Origin of the sequence: Pseudomonas sp. N-137 (genome assembly GCF_034555295.1) — a bacterium.
Taxonomy (GTDB): Bacteria; Pseudomonadota; Gammaproteobacteria; order Pseudomonadales; family Pseudomonadaceae; genus Aquipseudomonas; species Aquipseudomonas rhizophila.
In genome coordinates, this window is record NZ_JAXUDQ010000014.1 from 122933 (window position 1) to 137875 (window position 14943).

Here is a 14943-nt window from a genome sequence, read left to right on the forward strand (position 1 = left end):
ATTGCCGTTGCAACCTATTCCCGCGTGGTCCCTGCGATTTTACCTTCTGAGTGAAGGTATCTATTTGTCTGAATTGTGACTGTTGACACAAATGGTCACATGAATAAGTATGGCGCATCTGTTCTCAAGAGATCGCCATGATCCAGCGCCGCCATTCCATCCACCCGTTTCGATTGGGAGAGGGCGACGCCTGCGTGCTGCTTGGTGGGGATCACGACCGGTCAGTTCAGGGGAGCGTTGATATGACCAGCTTTGCCCAGATGCTGCAGCAATTCGATCCAGACTCACCTTTTATTGCACCACCCAACTGGCTACAGGGGCGCACTGTCTTTGGGGGCCTGTCTGCGGCGCTGTCGCTGCAAGCGGTTTTGCGTGAGTGTCCGACAGATTTACCGCCGTTCAGGTCAGCCCAGGTGTCGTTCATTGGTCCTGTCACACAGGCCCAGACATTCGAAACCAGCGTGTTGCGTCAAGGGCGGTCAGTCACCTCGGTAGCGGTCGACTGTATGTCGGGCGATGACCTGGCGCTGCGCACCACGCTGTTATTCGCTCAGCCGCGCGAAAGCAAAATCAGCCACAACTCCTGGGGAAGACCGCTTGTAGAGGGGCCATCCAAATACTCCACGCTGGTTCTGGATAGCAACGTCGCACCGGCTTGCGCCCATAACTTCGAGATGCGCGCGGCGGGCGGTTCATTGCCAGTATCTGGCGCAGAAAATCCCGAACTGTTGATGTGGGTGCGCCACCTGGATGCACAGGGCGTGGACCCGGCCGTCGCCTTGGTTGCGCTCGCTGACAGCTTGCCGCCGGCCGCCATGACCTGCTTCACCGAGCCCGCCGCCATCAGCTCTGCGTCCTGGATGATTGATCTACCGCAGCCGGCCGTTGCTGGTGAATGGTTTCTCATCAGTTCTTTCAGCCAGCAGGCTCTGGAAGGTTACTCATTGCAAGATATGGAAATCTGGGACGAAAGCGGTCGACGAGTGCTTTGGGCGCGTCAGACCGTGGCAATTTTCACATAACACAACCACCCGCTTCATTCACCTCAGCTACTGCTGTAAGAGTTCTAATAATGAAAAAAATATGGCTCAAGACCCCGCTAGGTCTCGCTATTGCGCTCGCCACTTCTCATGTGCTGGCGAGCGGTTTCGCGCTTAATGAGCAAAGTATCAGTGGGATGGGATCCGGGTTTGCCGGTCGCTCGTCTTCTGCTGAAGATGCGAGCACCGTTTTTGGCAATCCGGCGGGCATGTCTCGCTTGAAGAGGGAGCAGGTCAGTCTGGGGGCGGCGACGCTTTTCGCCAAGTCCGACATCAGCCAGACTCGCAGCACCTTCGGTGGCCAGCAGGACGGCGATATGGTGCCAGCGACCACGGTGCCGATGGGTTACTACGTCAAACCCATTGATGAGCACTGGGCGTTCGGTATTGGTTTTTATGTTCCTTTCGGCCTGATTACCGACTATGGCAGCGGTTTCGCCGGGCGTTATTACGCCAACAAAAGCGAGGTCACGACCCTCACGTTCCAGCCCACTATCAGCTATGCCTTTAACGACAAAGTGTCGATCGGGTTCGGTCCTACCATCAACCGTATCAGCGGTGAGTTGTCCGGGATGGTGCCCAATCCACTCAGCCCTGGGCGCAATGATGGAAAACTCAAAAGTACCGGCGACGACACGGCCCTGGGTTTCAACGCGGGGATCCTGGTGCAGGCTACTGACCGAACCCGCTTAGGTCTGACGTACCACTCCAAAGTCAGTTACCACTTGGACGCCAAGACTAAGGTTACTGGTGGAGTCTTCAGCTTGCTGGGCGTCAGCGGCCAGAGCTATGACGCTTCGCTGGATGTGGATACACCGGAGTCGGTGGACTTCTCGGTGACTCATCAGCTCAACGATGACTGGACGCTTTATGCGGGGACCACCTGGACACGCTGGAGTCGCTTCAAGGAGTTGGTCATCCAGAACTCGGGTTTGCCTCCTTTGCTCAGTGGCTCGCTGGGCACCGTTGCCGAAGAGCAGAACTGGCATGACACGTGGGCCCACGCCATCGGTACGGCGTACCGATTGAACAACCAGTGGGTGCTTCGCGCAGGCTTGTCGGTCGACCAGTCGCCCGTCAACAACACCGACCGCGGGCCACGTATTCCTACGGGCGACCGGACGGTGATCAGCTTCGGTGCAGGCTGGACGCCGGTGGACGATGTCACGATCGACGTTGCCTATTCTTATCTGTGGGAAGAGAGCGTGCAGGTCAATCACACCTCAGCGACCCGGGGCGCCTACAGCTCCACGTATAAGAACAGTGCCAGCGGCCTCGGTGCCTCTGTCAGCTATCGCTTCTGATTGATTGCCGCTTTACGATAACGAAAAGGCCGGGGGCACAGGTTGCCTCCGGCCTTTTTGTAGGCATTCCTTTCCCTTCGGGAAGGCCTTCACATCGCCCACTCAGACGCCCATGACGTGCGCCATGATGCCTTGGTGAAACCGGCGAGGCGTGGCCCAGGTCAAGACCGTAATCGCTTTGTTGCCAAAGCCTGGCACGACACTCATGCGTCCGGCTTGCAGCGCACGGATTCCCGCAGCGACAACGGGCTGGGGCTGCATCATCACCATTTTCAGGGCCGGTGTGAGTTTTTGCCTGGCGCTTTGTGCAAATCCGGTGTCCGACATCCCGGGGCAAAGTGCGGTCACGACGACGCCGTCGGTTTTGAGTTCACGATGAAGCGCGTCAGAGAAGCGAAGCACATAGGCCTTTGCGGCAGAGTAAACGGCGAAATTCTTCACCCCCTGGAAGGCCAGCAGGCTGGCAACCATCAGGATATGTCCGCGTTTTCGGGCCCGCATGTCAGTCGCGAAGAGGCGCGTCAGGGCTGTAAGGCTGGCGATGTCCAAATCGATCATGGCCAGGGATTGTTCTACGGATTGATCCAGAAAGGGCCCTTGCAAGCCATGACCGGCATTGTTGATGAGCACATCGATCACGACACCGCGCTCGCTCAGTCGCTGATACAGTTCGATGATCGCCGAAATCGAGGACAGGTCGACTTGCTCGACGAGCACCTCAACGTCGAAGCGTTCGCGCAACTGCGCCGACAGGGCTTGAAGTTTATCCAAGCGGCGTGCTACCAGGACCAGCGATTTCCCTTGTGCTGCGTACTGCCGGGCAAACTCCTCGCCAAATCCGCTCGACGCGCCCGTGATGAGCACCCAAGAGTTATCGTTCGTTTTCATATTGCTGTTCTCTGCTGGTTTTAGCTGAAGGAGGAGGGCGCGCAGGTGGTGCCACGTCACCTGGTTACGTCATCGACTTGCCACAGGCTCGGCGTGAGAAGGCTGCCAGCCACCACCCAGTGCCCTGAACGCGGCGACCGCCGCTCGTGCCGATTCGGTTCGCGCTTGCGCTCGGGCATCGGAAGCTCGCAGCAGTGTTTCGTCGGCTTGCAGGACGTCGATGAGACTGGCGGTGCCTTTCTCATAGGCAATGAACGAGGATTGACGAGCCTGAGTCAGGGCCGTCTCTGCTGCGGTGAGGGTGGTTGCCTGGGCTTCGCGATTGACCAACGAGGAGAACGCGTTCTCGACATCCTCGCTGGCGCGCAGCGCGGACTGGCGATAAGCGGCCAGGGCCTCGGCTTCCTGCCCCTTGGCTTGATCGATCTGTGCGTTGATACGGCCAAAGTCGAAGAGCCTCCAGCGCAGTCCCAATACACCCGCCGACTGGCTGGCGCCGCCGGTAAAAAGGTTGCCGGCGGATACGGCGGTGGCGCTACCGAGCAGCGCGCTGAGGGAGAATTTTGGATAGTACTCAGCAACGGCCTCTGCGATGCGTGCATTGGAGGCCGCTAGACGGCGCTCGGCCACGATGAGATCGGGCCGGCGGCGCAGCAGATCGGCAGGCGTTCCCATGGCGGTTATCTGGGGTGCCAGAGGAATGCTCCGCGCATTGGCCAGTTGTGTGCGATGCGTGCCGGGCGGCGTGCCGAGCATGATGTCCAGTGCGTTCATCGCAGCATCCAGGCCAATTTGCAGGACCGGCACTGTCGCTTGGACCTGTGCCAAGGCGCCCTCGGTCTGGCGAACCTGATAGCTGGCGGCGAGGCCCTTGCTGTAGAGCAGTTGGACCTTCTCCAGCAGTTCCTGTTGCGTTTTGACCTGTTGGTTCGCAATGCCCAAACGGGTCTGCAATCCGCGGACAGTGATGTAGATGTCGGCGGTCTGCGCAGCGACGGCCAGGCGGGTGGCCGTGGCGCCCGCTGCGGACGCCTGGTATTCGGCCAGGGCGGCCTCGCGTGACCGGCGCAGGCTGCCAAACAAATCGACCTCCCAACTGGCCCCGAGGTTGAGTTCGTAAGCGCTTCCATACCGATCATAGCCAGGCGTTGAATTCAGCACCTGGCCGAGTGGGGTTTCGACTGACTGATAGGCGCGCGCGGCCTGGCCGCTGATATTGCCCGAGGGCAGCAAAGCAGCATTGGCCGCACCCAGGCCGGCCCGCGCCTGCGCGACGCGCGCCGAGGCCTGCGCCAGGTCCAGGTTCTGCTCAAGTGCCTTGGCGACGAATTCGGTCAGCGCTGGGTCATCAAAGCCTTCCCACCAAGCTACGAGACTGGCCGGCATCGTCGCGGGCCGCTGTTCGACAGAGGGCTGACCGAGGAAACGGTCCGATAGCGCAGTGTCCGGACGGTGATAGTCCGGACCAACGGCGCAGCCTGCCATCAAGCTGGCACTCAGTATCAGAGCAGCGGGGTGGAGTGGCGACATGGAGATTCCTGAAGTGGAGATTGATTTGTGACCATATTATATATTGGTCACTTTCTGTCAATGAGCTCCTCATGGTGGGGGCTCTCGCTGGGGGCTATGGTCGCAATAAGTGTTGAGATAATTGTAATTTAGTCTCTGGCCGCAATAGTTGTGACCATTGACAGTATTGGTCACGCGCCAGAGAATGTGACACCTGTTTCTATTCTTTAAGTAGGGAATCTATGCGCCGGCTTCGACCTGTCACCCTTGCCGCTTGCTTGTTGCCTCTCGTCCTGACGGCGTGTGGCGACTCTTCCACCGTCCAAGATCCGCGCACGCTCGCTCCTTTGGTGAGGGTCTCTGAAGTTCAGGATTCGTCCGGCCTCTGGCGTTCATTCACCGGAGTCGTGGCGGCTCGCGTCCAGAGTGACTTGGGTTTCCGAGTGTCGGGCAAAGTGCTTGAGCGTCTGGTCGATACCGGGCAGACCGTCAAGCGTGGTCAGCCGCTCATGCGTCTGGATCCCATCGACTTAGGCTTGCAAGCACGAGCGCAGCAAGAAGCGGTCACTGCCGCCAAAGCCCGAGCCAAACAGACCGCAGATGACGAGGCTCGTTATCGTGAGCTGGTGGCCGCAGGCGCCATTTCCGCATCTGGCTACGATCAGATCAAAGCCGCAGCCGATACCGCGAAGGCACAACTCAGCGCCGCGCAAGCTCAGGCTGACGTGGCCCGGAATGCGTCGGGCTATGCCGTACTGCTGGCAGACGCCGATGGCGTTGTCATGGAGACGCTCGCCGAACCCGGGCAGGTGGTCAGCCCTGGGCAGCCGGTGGTTCGACTGGCACGGGCCGGTCAGCGCGAAGCCATCGTGCAATTGCCAGAAACCTTGCGTCCGGCCGCAGGGTCCACCGCTCAGGCGACGCTTTACGGCAACACCTCGGCTGCTGTCACTGCCAAGCTGAGGCTGCTGTCGGATTCGGCTGACCCTGTGACACGCACCTTTGAGGCGCGGTATGTATTGGCGGGCGGGCTGGCCAATGCGCCGCTGGGTTCGACCGTCACCCTTCGGATCGCCGAAGACGCCGCGCAAGGGCCGGTCCTGCAAGTTCCGATCGCTGCCCTCTATGACCCAGGCAATGGAACCGGTGTGTGGGTCATTGCCGGCGAACCGGCGAAAGTCAGCTGGCGGCCTGTTCAGGTCCTGGGCTTGAGTGACGACGCTGCCCGAGTTGCAGGTGAGCTCAAGGTTGGCGAGCGCATTGTCGCGCTGGGCGCGCATCTACTGCGCGATGGCGAGGAAGTGCGACTGAGCCCACAGGGTGACGTGAAGGTTGCCGGGGGCCGTCAATGAGTCTCAATTTATCGGCACTCGCCGTTCGCGAGCGCTCCATTACCGTGTTCCTGATCTTTCTGATTGCCGTCGCGGGTACCTTGGCGTTCTTCCAGTTGGGGCGTGCCGAGGACCCGCCGTTTACGGTCAAGCAGTTGACCGTCATCACTGCATGGCCGGGCGCGACTGCCCAGGAGATGCAGGACCAAGTCGCCGAGCCGCTGGAAAAGCGCCTGCAAGAACTGAAATGGTACGACCGCACGGAAACCTACACCCGTCCAGGTCTGGCTTTCACCATGGTCTCGCTGGTCGATCGCACGCCACCCTCGCAAGTGCAGGAGGAGTTCTATCAGGCGCGCAAGAAACTCGACGATGAGGCCACTCGGCTGCCGGCGGGCGTCATTGGGCCGATGGTCAATGACGAGTATTCGGACGTTACCTTCGCGCTGTTCGCCCTGAAGGCCAAAGGCGAACCGCAGCGCCTGCTGGTGCGAGATGCCGAAGCGTTGCGCCAGCGCCTGTTGCATGTGGCGGGCGTGAAGAAGGTCAACATCATCGGTGAGCAGCCCGAGCGAATCTTTGTGTCGTTCTCCCATGATCGACTGGCGACCTTGGGCGTCTCGCCCCAGGATATCTTCGCCGCGCTGAACAGCCAGAATCTGCTCACGCCTGCTGGCTCGATCGAAACCAAAGGGCCGCAAGTCGTCCTGCGGGTGGACGGTGCCTTCGATAAATTGGCGAAAATTCGCGACACACCGCTTGCGATCCAGGGGCGCACGCTGAAGCTCTCGGATGTCGCGACAGTCGAGCGCGGATATGAAGATCCGGCCACTTTCCTGGTTCGCAATAACGGCGAAGAGGCGCTGCTGCTGGGGATCATAATGCGCGAGGGCTGGAACGGCCTGGACCTGGGCAAGGCACTGGACGCCGAGACGACCAAGATCAATGAAGGCATGCCACTGGGCATGACGCTGACCAAGGTCACCGATCAAGCCGTGAACATCGACTCGGCCGTCGGTGAGTTCATGGTCAAGTTTTTTGTCGCGCTGCTGGTTGTCATGCTCGTTTGCTTTCTCAGCATGGGCTGGCGTGTAGGCGTTGTGGTCGCAGCCGCCGTACCGTTGACGCTGGCGATAGTGTTTGTGGTGATGGCGGCCACCGGAAAGAACTTCGACCGGATTACCCTGGGTTCGCTGATCCTGGCGCTTGGGCTGTTGGTGGACGACGCGATCATCGCGATCGAAATGATGGTGGTAAAGATGGAGGAGGGCTACGACCGGATCAAAGCGTCCGCGTATGCCTGGAGCCACACCGCCGCGCCGATGCTGTCCGGTACCCTGGTGACGGCGATTGGCTTCATGCCCAACGGCTTTGCGCAATCGACCGCCGGCGAATACACCAGCAACATGTTCTGGATCGTCGGCATCGCCCTGATCGCCTCCTGGGTCGTCGCGGTGGCTTTTACCCCTTATCTTGGGGTGAAGCTATTGCCGGATATCAAGCCGGTCGAGGGCGGTCACGCGGCTATCTACAACACGCGTCATTACAATCGCTTTCGCCAGCTCCTGACCCGCGTCATCGCGCGCAAATGGTGGGTGGCCGGCACCGTGGTCGCGACATTTGTCGTGGCGATTCTCGGCATGGGCCTGGTCAAGAAGCAATTCTTCCCGACCTCAGACCGTCCCGAGGTGATGGTCGAGGTGCAGATGCCCTATGGAACCTCCATCGAGCAGACCAGCGCCGCCACGGCCAAGGTCGAGGCCTGGTTGCAAAAGCAGGATGAGGCGAAAATCGTCACCGCCTATATCGGTCAAGGTGCGCCACGCTTCTACCTGGCGATGGCGCCGGAGCTTCCTGACCCGTCCTTCGCCAAGATTGTGGTGCTGACGAGCAGCCAGGAGGCCCGTGAAACCCTCAAGTTCCGTCTTCGCGAAGCGGTCGCCGAAGGGCTTGCCCCGCAGGCGCGGGTGCGGGTGACTCAACTGGTGTTTGGTCCGTATTCGCCATTCCCCGTGGCTTACCGGGTCATGGGCCCCGATCCGTCAACGTTGCGCGAGATCGCCGGTCGGGTACAGGACGTCATGCAAGCGAGCCCGATGATGCGGACCGTCAATACCGACTGGGGGCCACTGACGCCGACGCTGCATTTCAGTCTTGATCAAGATCGTTTGCAGGCGGTGGGCCTGACCTCGAATGCCGTCGCCCAGCAGTTGCAGTTCCTGCTCACGGGGGTGCCGATTACGGCGGTTCGCGAGGACATCCGTTCGGTGCAAGTGGTTGGTCGCGCCGCAGGTGATATTCGACTCGATCCCGCCAAGATCGAAGGTTTTACCCTGGTGGGCACGGCGGGACAGCGTATTCCGCTGTCCCAGGTCGGCGAGGTGGATGTGCGCATGGAGGACCCAATCCTGCGGCGGCGTGATCGCACGCCGACCATTACCGTGCGCGGCGACATTGCCGAAGGCTTGCAGCCACCGGACGTATCGAGCGCAATCCTCAAACAACTGCAGCCGATCATGGACACCCTTCCTGACGGGTACCGGATCGAGCAGGCGGGGGCCATCGAGGAGTCGGGCAAGGCCGGCCAGGCGATCGTGCCGCTGCTGCCGATCATGGTTGCCCTGACGCTGCTGATCATCATCCTCCAGGTACGCTCAATCTCGGCGATGGTCATGGTGTTCTTCACCGCGCCGCTGGGATTGATTGGCGTGGTGCCGACCTTGCTGATCTTCCAGCAGCCGTTTGGAATCAACGCCCTGGTCGGCCTGATCGCGCTCTCGGGTATTTTGATGCGCAATACGCTGATTTTGATTGGGCAAATCCACCACAACGCGCAAGAAGGGCTGGACCCGTTCCACGCGGTGATCGAGGCCACCGTGCAACGGGCCCGGCCGGTGCTGCTGACGGCGCTGGCGGCCATCCTGGCATTCATCCCCCTGACACACTCCGTGTTCTGGGGGACGCTGGCCTACACGCTGATCGGAGGGACCTTCGTCGGCACCATCATGACGCTGGTGTTTCTGCCGGCGATGTATTCCATCTGGTTCAAGATCCATCCTGACAAACAGGTCCAAACTGAAACAGCGAGGCTGGCGTAAGTCAGCAGACGCATGCTGTTGTCAGTGGATGTCGACTGAGAAATGAAGAGGTTTTTATGATGACTGCCGAAGGTCAAAAGCGAATCGTCGTCACAGGCATGGGCATTGTCAGCCCCCTGGGTTGTGCAGTGGAAGAAGTCTGGCAGAGGTTGCTGGCAGGACGCTCCGGTATCCGTAACCTGTCTGGCGATATCACCGAGGGTACCGGCGTTGCGGTGGGCGGCCAGGTGCCGTCTCTGCAAGAGGATGCCGTTGCGGGGTATGACCCCGAGCGCTTCATCTCGGTCAAGGATCGCAAGAAGATGGACCGTTTCATCGAGTTTGCCCTGGTCGCCGCCGATGAAGCCCTGGCGCAGGCAGGCTGGCATCCGACGCAAGCCTCAGACCAGGAACGCACCGCGACGATCATTTCATCGGGCGTCGGTGGCTTTGGCGCAATTGCCGACGCTGTACGCACCACCGATGGGCGTGGGCCGCGCCGCTTGTCGCCATTCACCGCGCCGGCCTTTCTCGCCAACATGGCGGCCGGGCACGTTTCTATCCGGCATGCACTCAAGGGGCCTCTCGGTGCGCCTGTAACGGCTTGTGCCGCCGGGGTGCAAGCCATTGGAGATGCGGCCAGGCTCATCAGAAGCGGTGAGGCGGATATCGCTATATGTGGCGGTACCGAAGCGGCGATAGACCGTGTGACCCTGGGCTGTTTTGCCGCCGCCCGCGCACTGTCCACGGGCTTTGCCGAGCACCCTCAGGAGGCCTCGCGTCCCTTTGATCGCGACCGTGACGGTTTCGTCATGGCCGAAGGGGCCGGGCTGCTGGTGATCGAGTCGCTGGAGCATGCCCTGGCCCGTGGTGCCAAGCCCCTGGCCGAACTGGTCGGCTATGGCACCAGCGCCGATGCCTATCACCTGACCGCAGGCCCGGAAGACGGCAGCGGCGCACGGCGCGCCATGCAGCAGGCTCTGCGCCAGGCGGGGGTCAGCCCTGCGGACGTGCAGCATATCAATGCCCACGCGACCTCCACACAGGTGGGCGATAACGGGGAGTTGGCAGCGATTCGCTCGGTGTTCGGGGCTGACTCTGGCGTGGCTATCACCTCGACCAAGTCCGCCACCGGGCACCTTCTGGGGGCGGCGGGGGGCATTGAAGCGATCTTCACCGTGCTCGCGCTGCGTGATCAGGTCGTACCGCCGACGCTGAACCTGCTTCATCCCGATGAAGCCGCAGAAGGGCTCGATCTGGTCGCCCTGAATGCCCGGAAGATGTCGATCACCCATGCGCTCTCAAATGGATTCGGGTTCGGCGGCGTTAACGCCAGCGTCCTGTTTCGTCGTTGGGATGCTAAATAGAGACGGCGAACTCACACCGGTTGCTTCACCTTCCGATGCACCCATCGTGCTTCGCTTTGCAGCTCCAGGACCTGCCAATGGAAGCGCTCAAGCGAAGCATTGTGGCCGACGCTGATCAGGATCGTTTCTGGCAGCGTCTCTTTGAGCAGTTGATAGCAGCGCGCCTCGTTGGTTGAATCCAGTGCCGAACTGCTCTCGTCGAGGAACAGCACCGTCGGGCGGGCCAGCAGGGCCCTGACGAACGCACAGCGTTGCTGTTCGCCGACGCTGAGGGTCTGCGCCCAGTCCCGCTCTTGCTCCAACAGATCGCTCAGGTGCTGCAGGCCAACTTGCTCCATGGCCTGGCGCAGCGCGGCATCTTCTTCGCGACGGGGTGGGTTGGGGTACCACAGCGCTTCACGCAGACTGCCCAACGGCAGGTAGGGTTTCTGCGCAAGCGTCAGGGCACGCTCACGGTCGTAACAGCTTGAGCCGCGAGCGTGATGCCAAAGCCCGGTAATCGTGCGGATCAGCGTTGATTTGCCGTAGCCGGACGGCGCGCGGATCATCAGGCTGTCACCGGGCTTGAGCGACAGATTGAAGTCTTTGAACAACGGCCGGCCGTTCGGCAGCCAGATGTCCAGGTCCTTGATATCGAGACCGTGGGCCTGTTGTTCGAGCCTGACCTGGGACTTGACCTCAACGTTATCCAGGCGCTCCTGGAAGCCGATCAAGCGGTCAATCACCGACTTCCATTCCGACAGCTCCGGGAACACGCTCACTAGGTAGGCGATGGCGGCGTGCACTTCGCCGAAGGCCGCGCTTATCTGTGTCAGGCGGCCGAGGGGAAAGGCGCCGGCAAAGAACTGTGGCGCCATGATGAACATCGGGATGACCGTTGCGCTGCGCAAGTAGAAGGTCGAGTAGCCCATGATCAGCTTCTGTTTTTTCACCAGCGCCCAGAAGTTCTCCAGCGCCGCCTCCAGGCGGTGGTTGAAGCGTTCGTTCTCTACGACTTCGCCGCGGTATTGCGCTACCGAGTCAGCGTTCTCCCGCAGGCGGATGAGCGAGAAACGAAAATCCGCTTCACGTCGCTGCTGCATGAAATTCAGGCTGGGCAGCGCGCGTCCCAGCCAGAAGGCCAGGCCGGTGCCCAGGAGCGCATACACCAGGGCGATCCACACCAGCAGTCCCGGAATGATGATGGACTGGTCGTTGAACGGCACGCTGACCAGGCTTGAGGCCTGCCAGAGGATATGCAGGAAGGAAAACAGCGACACCACCGAAGTCAACAGGCCCAGGCTCAATTTGAGCGACTTGACGATGAACAGGTCGATGTCTTCGGCGATCCGCTGATCGGGGTTGTCGACCTCGGTTTCTGTCAGCTTCAGCTTCTGGTAGCGCTGGCTGTCCAGCCATTGATCAAGCATGTTGCGGGTCGCCCAGCGCCGCCAGCGGATGGTCAGCTTCTGCTGGAAGTGGAACGCGCCCACGGTGAAGGCGGCCGTGCCGATCTGCAGCAGGATGAACTGCAGGCTGCCGATCAGGAAACCGTGGTAGTCCAGGGCCTGCAAGGCATTATAGAAATGCAGGTTCCAGAAGTTGGTGAGGATGTTGACCCCGACCAGGCACAGGGTCATCAGCACGGTGGCCAACAGCAGCAACAGGGCCGGGTACTTTTCCTCGGATGCCCAGAAAGGCCGCGCGAGACGCCAGAAATTGCGGAGTGTGTGCATGTGGTCTTGGTGAGCCTGGTCGCTAACGACGTTGAGTTTGCAGGGGAGGGAGGATAGGATCAGCCAATGCTAATCGTTTGCATTAATTAGGGAAAGCCACGGGAGCCCCGTTATCGAATTTCCAGAATGGCTTAACCAGGCCTGGCCGCCGATACAGCGGGTCATTCGGCAGGAACCTGGTGATCAGCCTGCCATCGCGTTGAGCCAGCTTGCCGACCCTGGCGTACTGCAACCCTTGCTGACCCGGTTTGCCTTGCGTTACCCAGGGGTGAACCGCGCCGCCGTGGTTTCGCAGTGGTCGATGAACTACATGAGTATCGTCCTGCCGGCCACCCTGGCCTGTGTGCTGACGCGTCGCTGCGCGATCGAGTTCTGGGGCGAGGACGCATTGCTGTTGCACGACGACGGCCAACCTGCGGCGCTGGGCCTGGCCGCCGGACTGTCAGCCTTGGACGCGGATGGCCGTGCGGTGTACTGGTCGCGGTTGATCCACGAGCACCTGGCGCCGCTGTTTAGCACATTGGCCACCGCCGGTGGCCTGGCCCCGAAAATATTGTGGGGCAACTTCGTTGCTATCTGGGACGGTGCCTTTGCCAGGATGGACCCTGACCTGTCCAAAGACGGTTTTGCCGAGGCGCACCAGTGGCTGGAACAGGTCACGGTGAACAACGGACGCTTGAAGCTGCGAGGCCTGCAACGCATGGTCGAATCACCGGCACCGCAGATTTGCCCGTGCTTGCCATTGCGCCGGCATTGTTGCCTGCATTACCAACTGCACGAGCCGGTCGAAGGCCAACCGCCGGTGCTCTGCGAATCCTGCCCCAAGCTGCACCGTCTGCCGCTGGCGGAGCAGGTGAGCTATTTGCATTACATCTATGAGTAGGGTTGGGCGCGCGTTCAATCCTTACCCCACTGGTTTCTGGCACAGCAAGTCCTTGTGGGAGCGAGCCTGCTCGCGATAGCGGCGGGTCAGCTTGCATCAATGCTGAATAGTCGACTTCATCGCGAGCAAGCTCACACACATTTGGGTTGGGGGTTGCCCTGGAGTTGTGGGCGCATTCTCAAGTGGACAGCATTTGCGCCAGGGGCACGGCGTCAGCCTGGGGAGCGACTTCACTGAGCTTGCCATGTTCGATGCGGATCAGCCGGTCGGCCAGGCCGAAGTAGGCATCGTCGTGGGAGATGACGATCAGTAGTTTGCCGCGTTCGCGCAGGTCCGGCAGGATCCGGGTGTAGAAGAAGTGCTTGAACACCGGGTCCTGGTCGGCCGCCCATTCGTCGAACAGGTAGCAGGGGCGATCATCCAGGTACGCACTGAGCAGCGCCAGGCGCTTGCGTTGCCCGGTGGACAACGCCAGCGTCGTCAGCTTGCCGTTCTCGATTTGCACCTTGTGGTCCAGCTGCAGGTGCACCAGGTAGTCCTGTGCCTGTTTCACCAGGTGCGGATCGTCGCCATCGAACAGGTTTTCGAACAGGCAGAAGTCGGTGAAGATCGCTGAGAAGTGCTGTCGGTAATGGTGATTGTCATTGCTCGAGGACACTTGTTCGTCGAGCATGACGTCGCCGCTTTCCGGCCGGTACAGCCCGGTCAGCAACAGCGCCAGGGTGGTCTTGCCGCTGCCGTTGCCGCCGGTGATGAACACCACTTCGCCGGCATTGAGGGTGAGGTCGATGGGGCCCAGGGTGAAGTGACCGTCCTCGCGCTCGCGGTAGTAAGTGTGGGTGACCTGGCGGCACACCAGGCTGCGAACCTGGGTCGGCGAGATCGTCTCGACGGTTTCGTCGGCGGTTTGCATCTCGCCTTCCAGGGCGCGGATCTTGTTCAGGGCCACGCTGGCCCGACCGAGGGTCGGCAAGGCGTGCATCAACTCCGACAACGGCGTGATCATGTAGAGGATCGCCAGGATATAGCCGGTGACCAGGCTCGCGCTCAGGTCGATGAAATGCGGCGCGGCGAACAGCACCACACCGATCAGCATGTAGAACACCGCATTGCCCCAGTTCAGGACCAGGGCGTAGATGCTCATGCCCCGTACAAAATCGCGGCGGTATTGCTGGCTCACCGGTATCAGCAGGCGGGTGAAGAAGTGCTGCCGGCGCGGATGGTTGAGTTGCAGTTCCTTGCTGCCATCGGTGAGCAGGCGGTACTGATTGAACAACTGGTCCTTGAGCTCGCGAGCACGGGAGATCGAGGTCAGCGCCCGACGTTGCGGCCAGTGAAAGCTCAGGCTGCCCAGGACGATCAGCAGCAGCGTCAGGCCGAGCAATGGCATGCTGAGCCAACCCAGGTAGCCGAGGCACGCGGCGATGATCCCGACGTTGACCAGCAGGATCGGCACCAACTCCACCGCCTGGCTGATGGTCTGCGTATCGTCGGTGAGCATCGCCAGCAGGCGATGCTTGCCCAGGCGCTGCAATTGCGCGTAGGGCGTGTCGATCAGCTTGGCGCTCAGGTGCAGGCGCATGTCGTTGACCGCAGCCTGGCCCAGGCGCAACAGGCTGATGTCGGAGATGATCCGCGACACCGCGACCAACACCACCAGGCCAGCGAAGAGCAGGCCATCCACCGGGCGCAGCTTGTCGAACACCTCCAGGCTGTGGTTGATGTTGGCGATCAGGCCGGCAGCCGCGAGGCCGCAGATCAACCCCGTCAGGGTCGCCACCAGCAGTGCGCGCCAGGAGCGTTTAGCCATGAGTAACAACAGATCCATT

The 14943-nt window shown here is 61.0% G+C and carries 10 protein-coding genes; 6 read left to right on the top strand and 4 right to left on the bottom strand.

What is annotated here, in order from left to right; translation table 11 throughout:
- Window positions 1-137 precede the first annotated feature (137 nt).
- Window positions 138-1022, top strand: a complete 885-nt coding sequence (locus T3A99_RS13705; RefSeq protein WP_322834464.1) for a thioesterase family protein — start codon at window positions 138-140, stop codon at window positions 1020-1022.
- Window positions 1023-1072: 50 nt separating this feature from the next.
- Window positions 1073-2344, top strand: coding sequence for an OmpP1/FadL family transporter (locus T3A99_RS13710; protein WP_322834465.1), 1272 nt, complete (start codon window positions 1073-1075; stop codon window positions 2342-2344).
- Between the two features lie 102 nt (window positions 2345-2446).
- Here T3A99_RS13710 and T3A99_RS13715 read toward each other — a convergent pair whose 3' ends face one another.
- On the bottom strand, window positions 2447-3232 hold the full coding sequence (locus tag T3A99_RS13715) for an SDR family NAD(P)-dependent oxidoreductase (RefSeq protein WP_274090203.1): 786 nt from the start codon (window positions 3230-3232) through the stop codon (window positions 2447-2449).
- Between the two features lie 69 nt (window positions 3233-3301).
- Complete coding sequence (locus tag T3A99_RS13720) at window positions 3302-4762, bottom strand: efflux transporter outer membrane subunit (protein WP_274090202.1); 1461 nt, start codon at window positions 4760-4762, stop codon at window positions 3302-3304.
- Between the two features lie 221 nt (window positions 4763-4983).
- Here T3A99_RS13720 and T3A99_RS13725 point away from each other — a divergent pair, with 221 nt between their 5' ends.
- Genes T3A99_RS13725 through fabF form a run of 3 tightly spaced genes read left to right on the top strand, consistent with a single transcriptional unit; the run spans window position 4984 to window position 10516 of the window.
- Window positions 4984-6093: an efflux RND transporter periplasmic adaptor subunit gene (locus T3A99_RS13725; protein WP_047230131.1), complete on the top strand. Its 1110-nt coding sequence runs from the start codon at window positions 4984-4986 to the stop codon at window positions 6091-6093.
- The gene (locus T3A99_RS13730) at window positions 6090-9170 is read left to right on the top strand and encodes an efflux RND transporter permease subunit (protein WP_322834466.1); all 3081 of its coding nucleotides are present in this window, start codon (window positions 6090-6092) and stop codon (window positions 9168-9170) included. Before T3A99_RS13725 ends, T3A99_RS13730 begins: the two co-directional genes overlap by 4 nt.
- A gap of 56 nt (window positions 9171-9226) precedes the next feature.
- The gene (fabF, locus tag T3A99_RS13735; protein ID WP_322834467.1) at window positions 9227-10516 is read left to right on the top strand and encodes a beta-ketoacyl-ACP synthase II; all 1290 of its coding nucleotides are present in this window, start codon (window positions 9227-9229) and stop codon (window positions 10514-10516) included.
- An 11-nt stretch (window positions 10517-10527) separates the two neighbouring features.
- Here fabF and T3A99_RS13740 read toward each other — a convergent pair whose 3' ends face one another.
- Window positions 10528-12231: an ABC transporter ATP-binding protein/permease gene (locus tag T3A99_RS13740; protein WP_107322730.1), complete on the bottom strand. Its 1704-nt coding sequence runs from the start codon at window positions 12229-12231 to the stop codon at window positions 10528-10530.
- A gap of 199 nt (window positions 12232-12430) precedes the next feature.
- Between T3A99_RS13740 and fhuF the strand changes: the two genes are divergently transcribed.
- A complete protein-coding gene (fhuF, locus tag T3A99_RS13745; RefSeq protein ID WP_107322731.1) occupies window positions 12431-13114 on the top strand; it encodes a siderophore-iron reductase FhuF in 684 nt (227 codons plus the stop codon).
- A 178-nt stretch (window positions 13115-13292) separates the two neighbouring features.
- Here the strand turns inward: fhuF and T3A99_RS13750 are convergent, their stop codons facing one another.
- Window positions 13293-14942, bottom strand: a complete 1650-nt coding sequence (locus T3A99_RS13750) for a cyclic peptide export ABC transporter (RefSeq protein WP_173406832.1) — start codon at window positions 14940-14942, stop codon at window positions 13293-13295.
- Window position 14943: the final 1 nt, after the last annotated feature.

What these genes read in the sequence shown, in the direction of transcription:
- T3A99_RS13705 (WP_322834464.1), top strand. Translation starts at nt 138, where the DNA reads ATGATCCAGCGCCGCCATTCCATCCACCCGTTTCGATTGGGAGAGGGC.
- T3A99_RS13710 (WP_322834465.1), top strand. Translation starts at nt 1,073, where the DNA reads ATGAAAAAAATATGGCTCAAGACCCCGCTAGGTCTCGCTATTGCGCTC.
- T3A99_RS13715 (WP_274090203.1), bottom strand. Translation starts at nt 3,232, where the DNA reads ATGAAAACGAACGATAACTCTTGGGTGCTCATCACGGGCGCGTCGAGC.
- T3A99_RS13720 (WP_274090202.1), bottom strand. Translation starts at nt 4,762, where the DNA reads ATGTCGCCACTCCACCCCGCTGCTCTGATACTGAGTGCCAGCTTGATG.
- T3A99_RS13725 (WP_047230131.1), top strand. Translation starts at nt 4,984, where the DNA reads ATGCGCCGGCTTCGACCTGTCACCCTTGCCGCTTGCTTGTTGCCTCTC.
- T3A99_RS13730 (WP_322834466.1), top strand. Translation starts at nt 6,090, where the DNA reads ATGAGTCTCAATTTATCGGCACTCGCCGTTCGCGAGCGCTCCATTACC.
- fabF (WP_322834467.1), top strand. Translation starts at nt 9,227, where the DNA reads ATGATGACTGCCGAAGGTCAAAAGCGAATCGTCGTCACAGGCATGGGC.
- T3A99_RS13740 (WP_107322730.1), bottom strand. Translation starts at nt 12,231, where the DNA reads ATGCACACACTCCGCAATTTCTGGCGTCTCGCGCGGCCTTTCTGGGCA.
- T3A99_RS13750 (WP_173406832.1), bottom strand. Translation starts at nt 14,942, where the DNA reads ATGGATCTGTTGTTACTCATGGCTAAACGCTCCTGGCGCGCACTGCTG.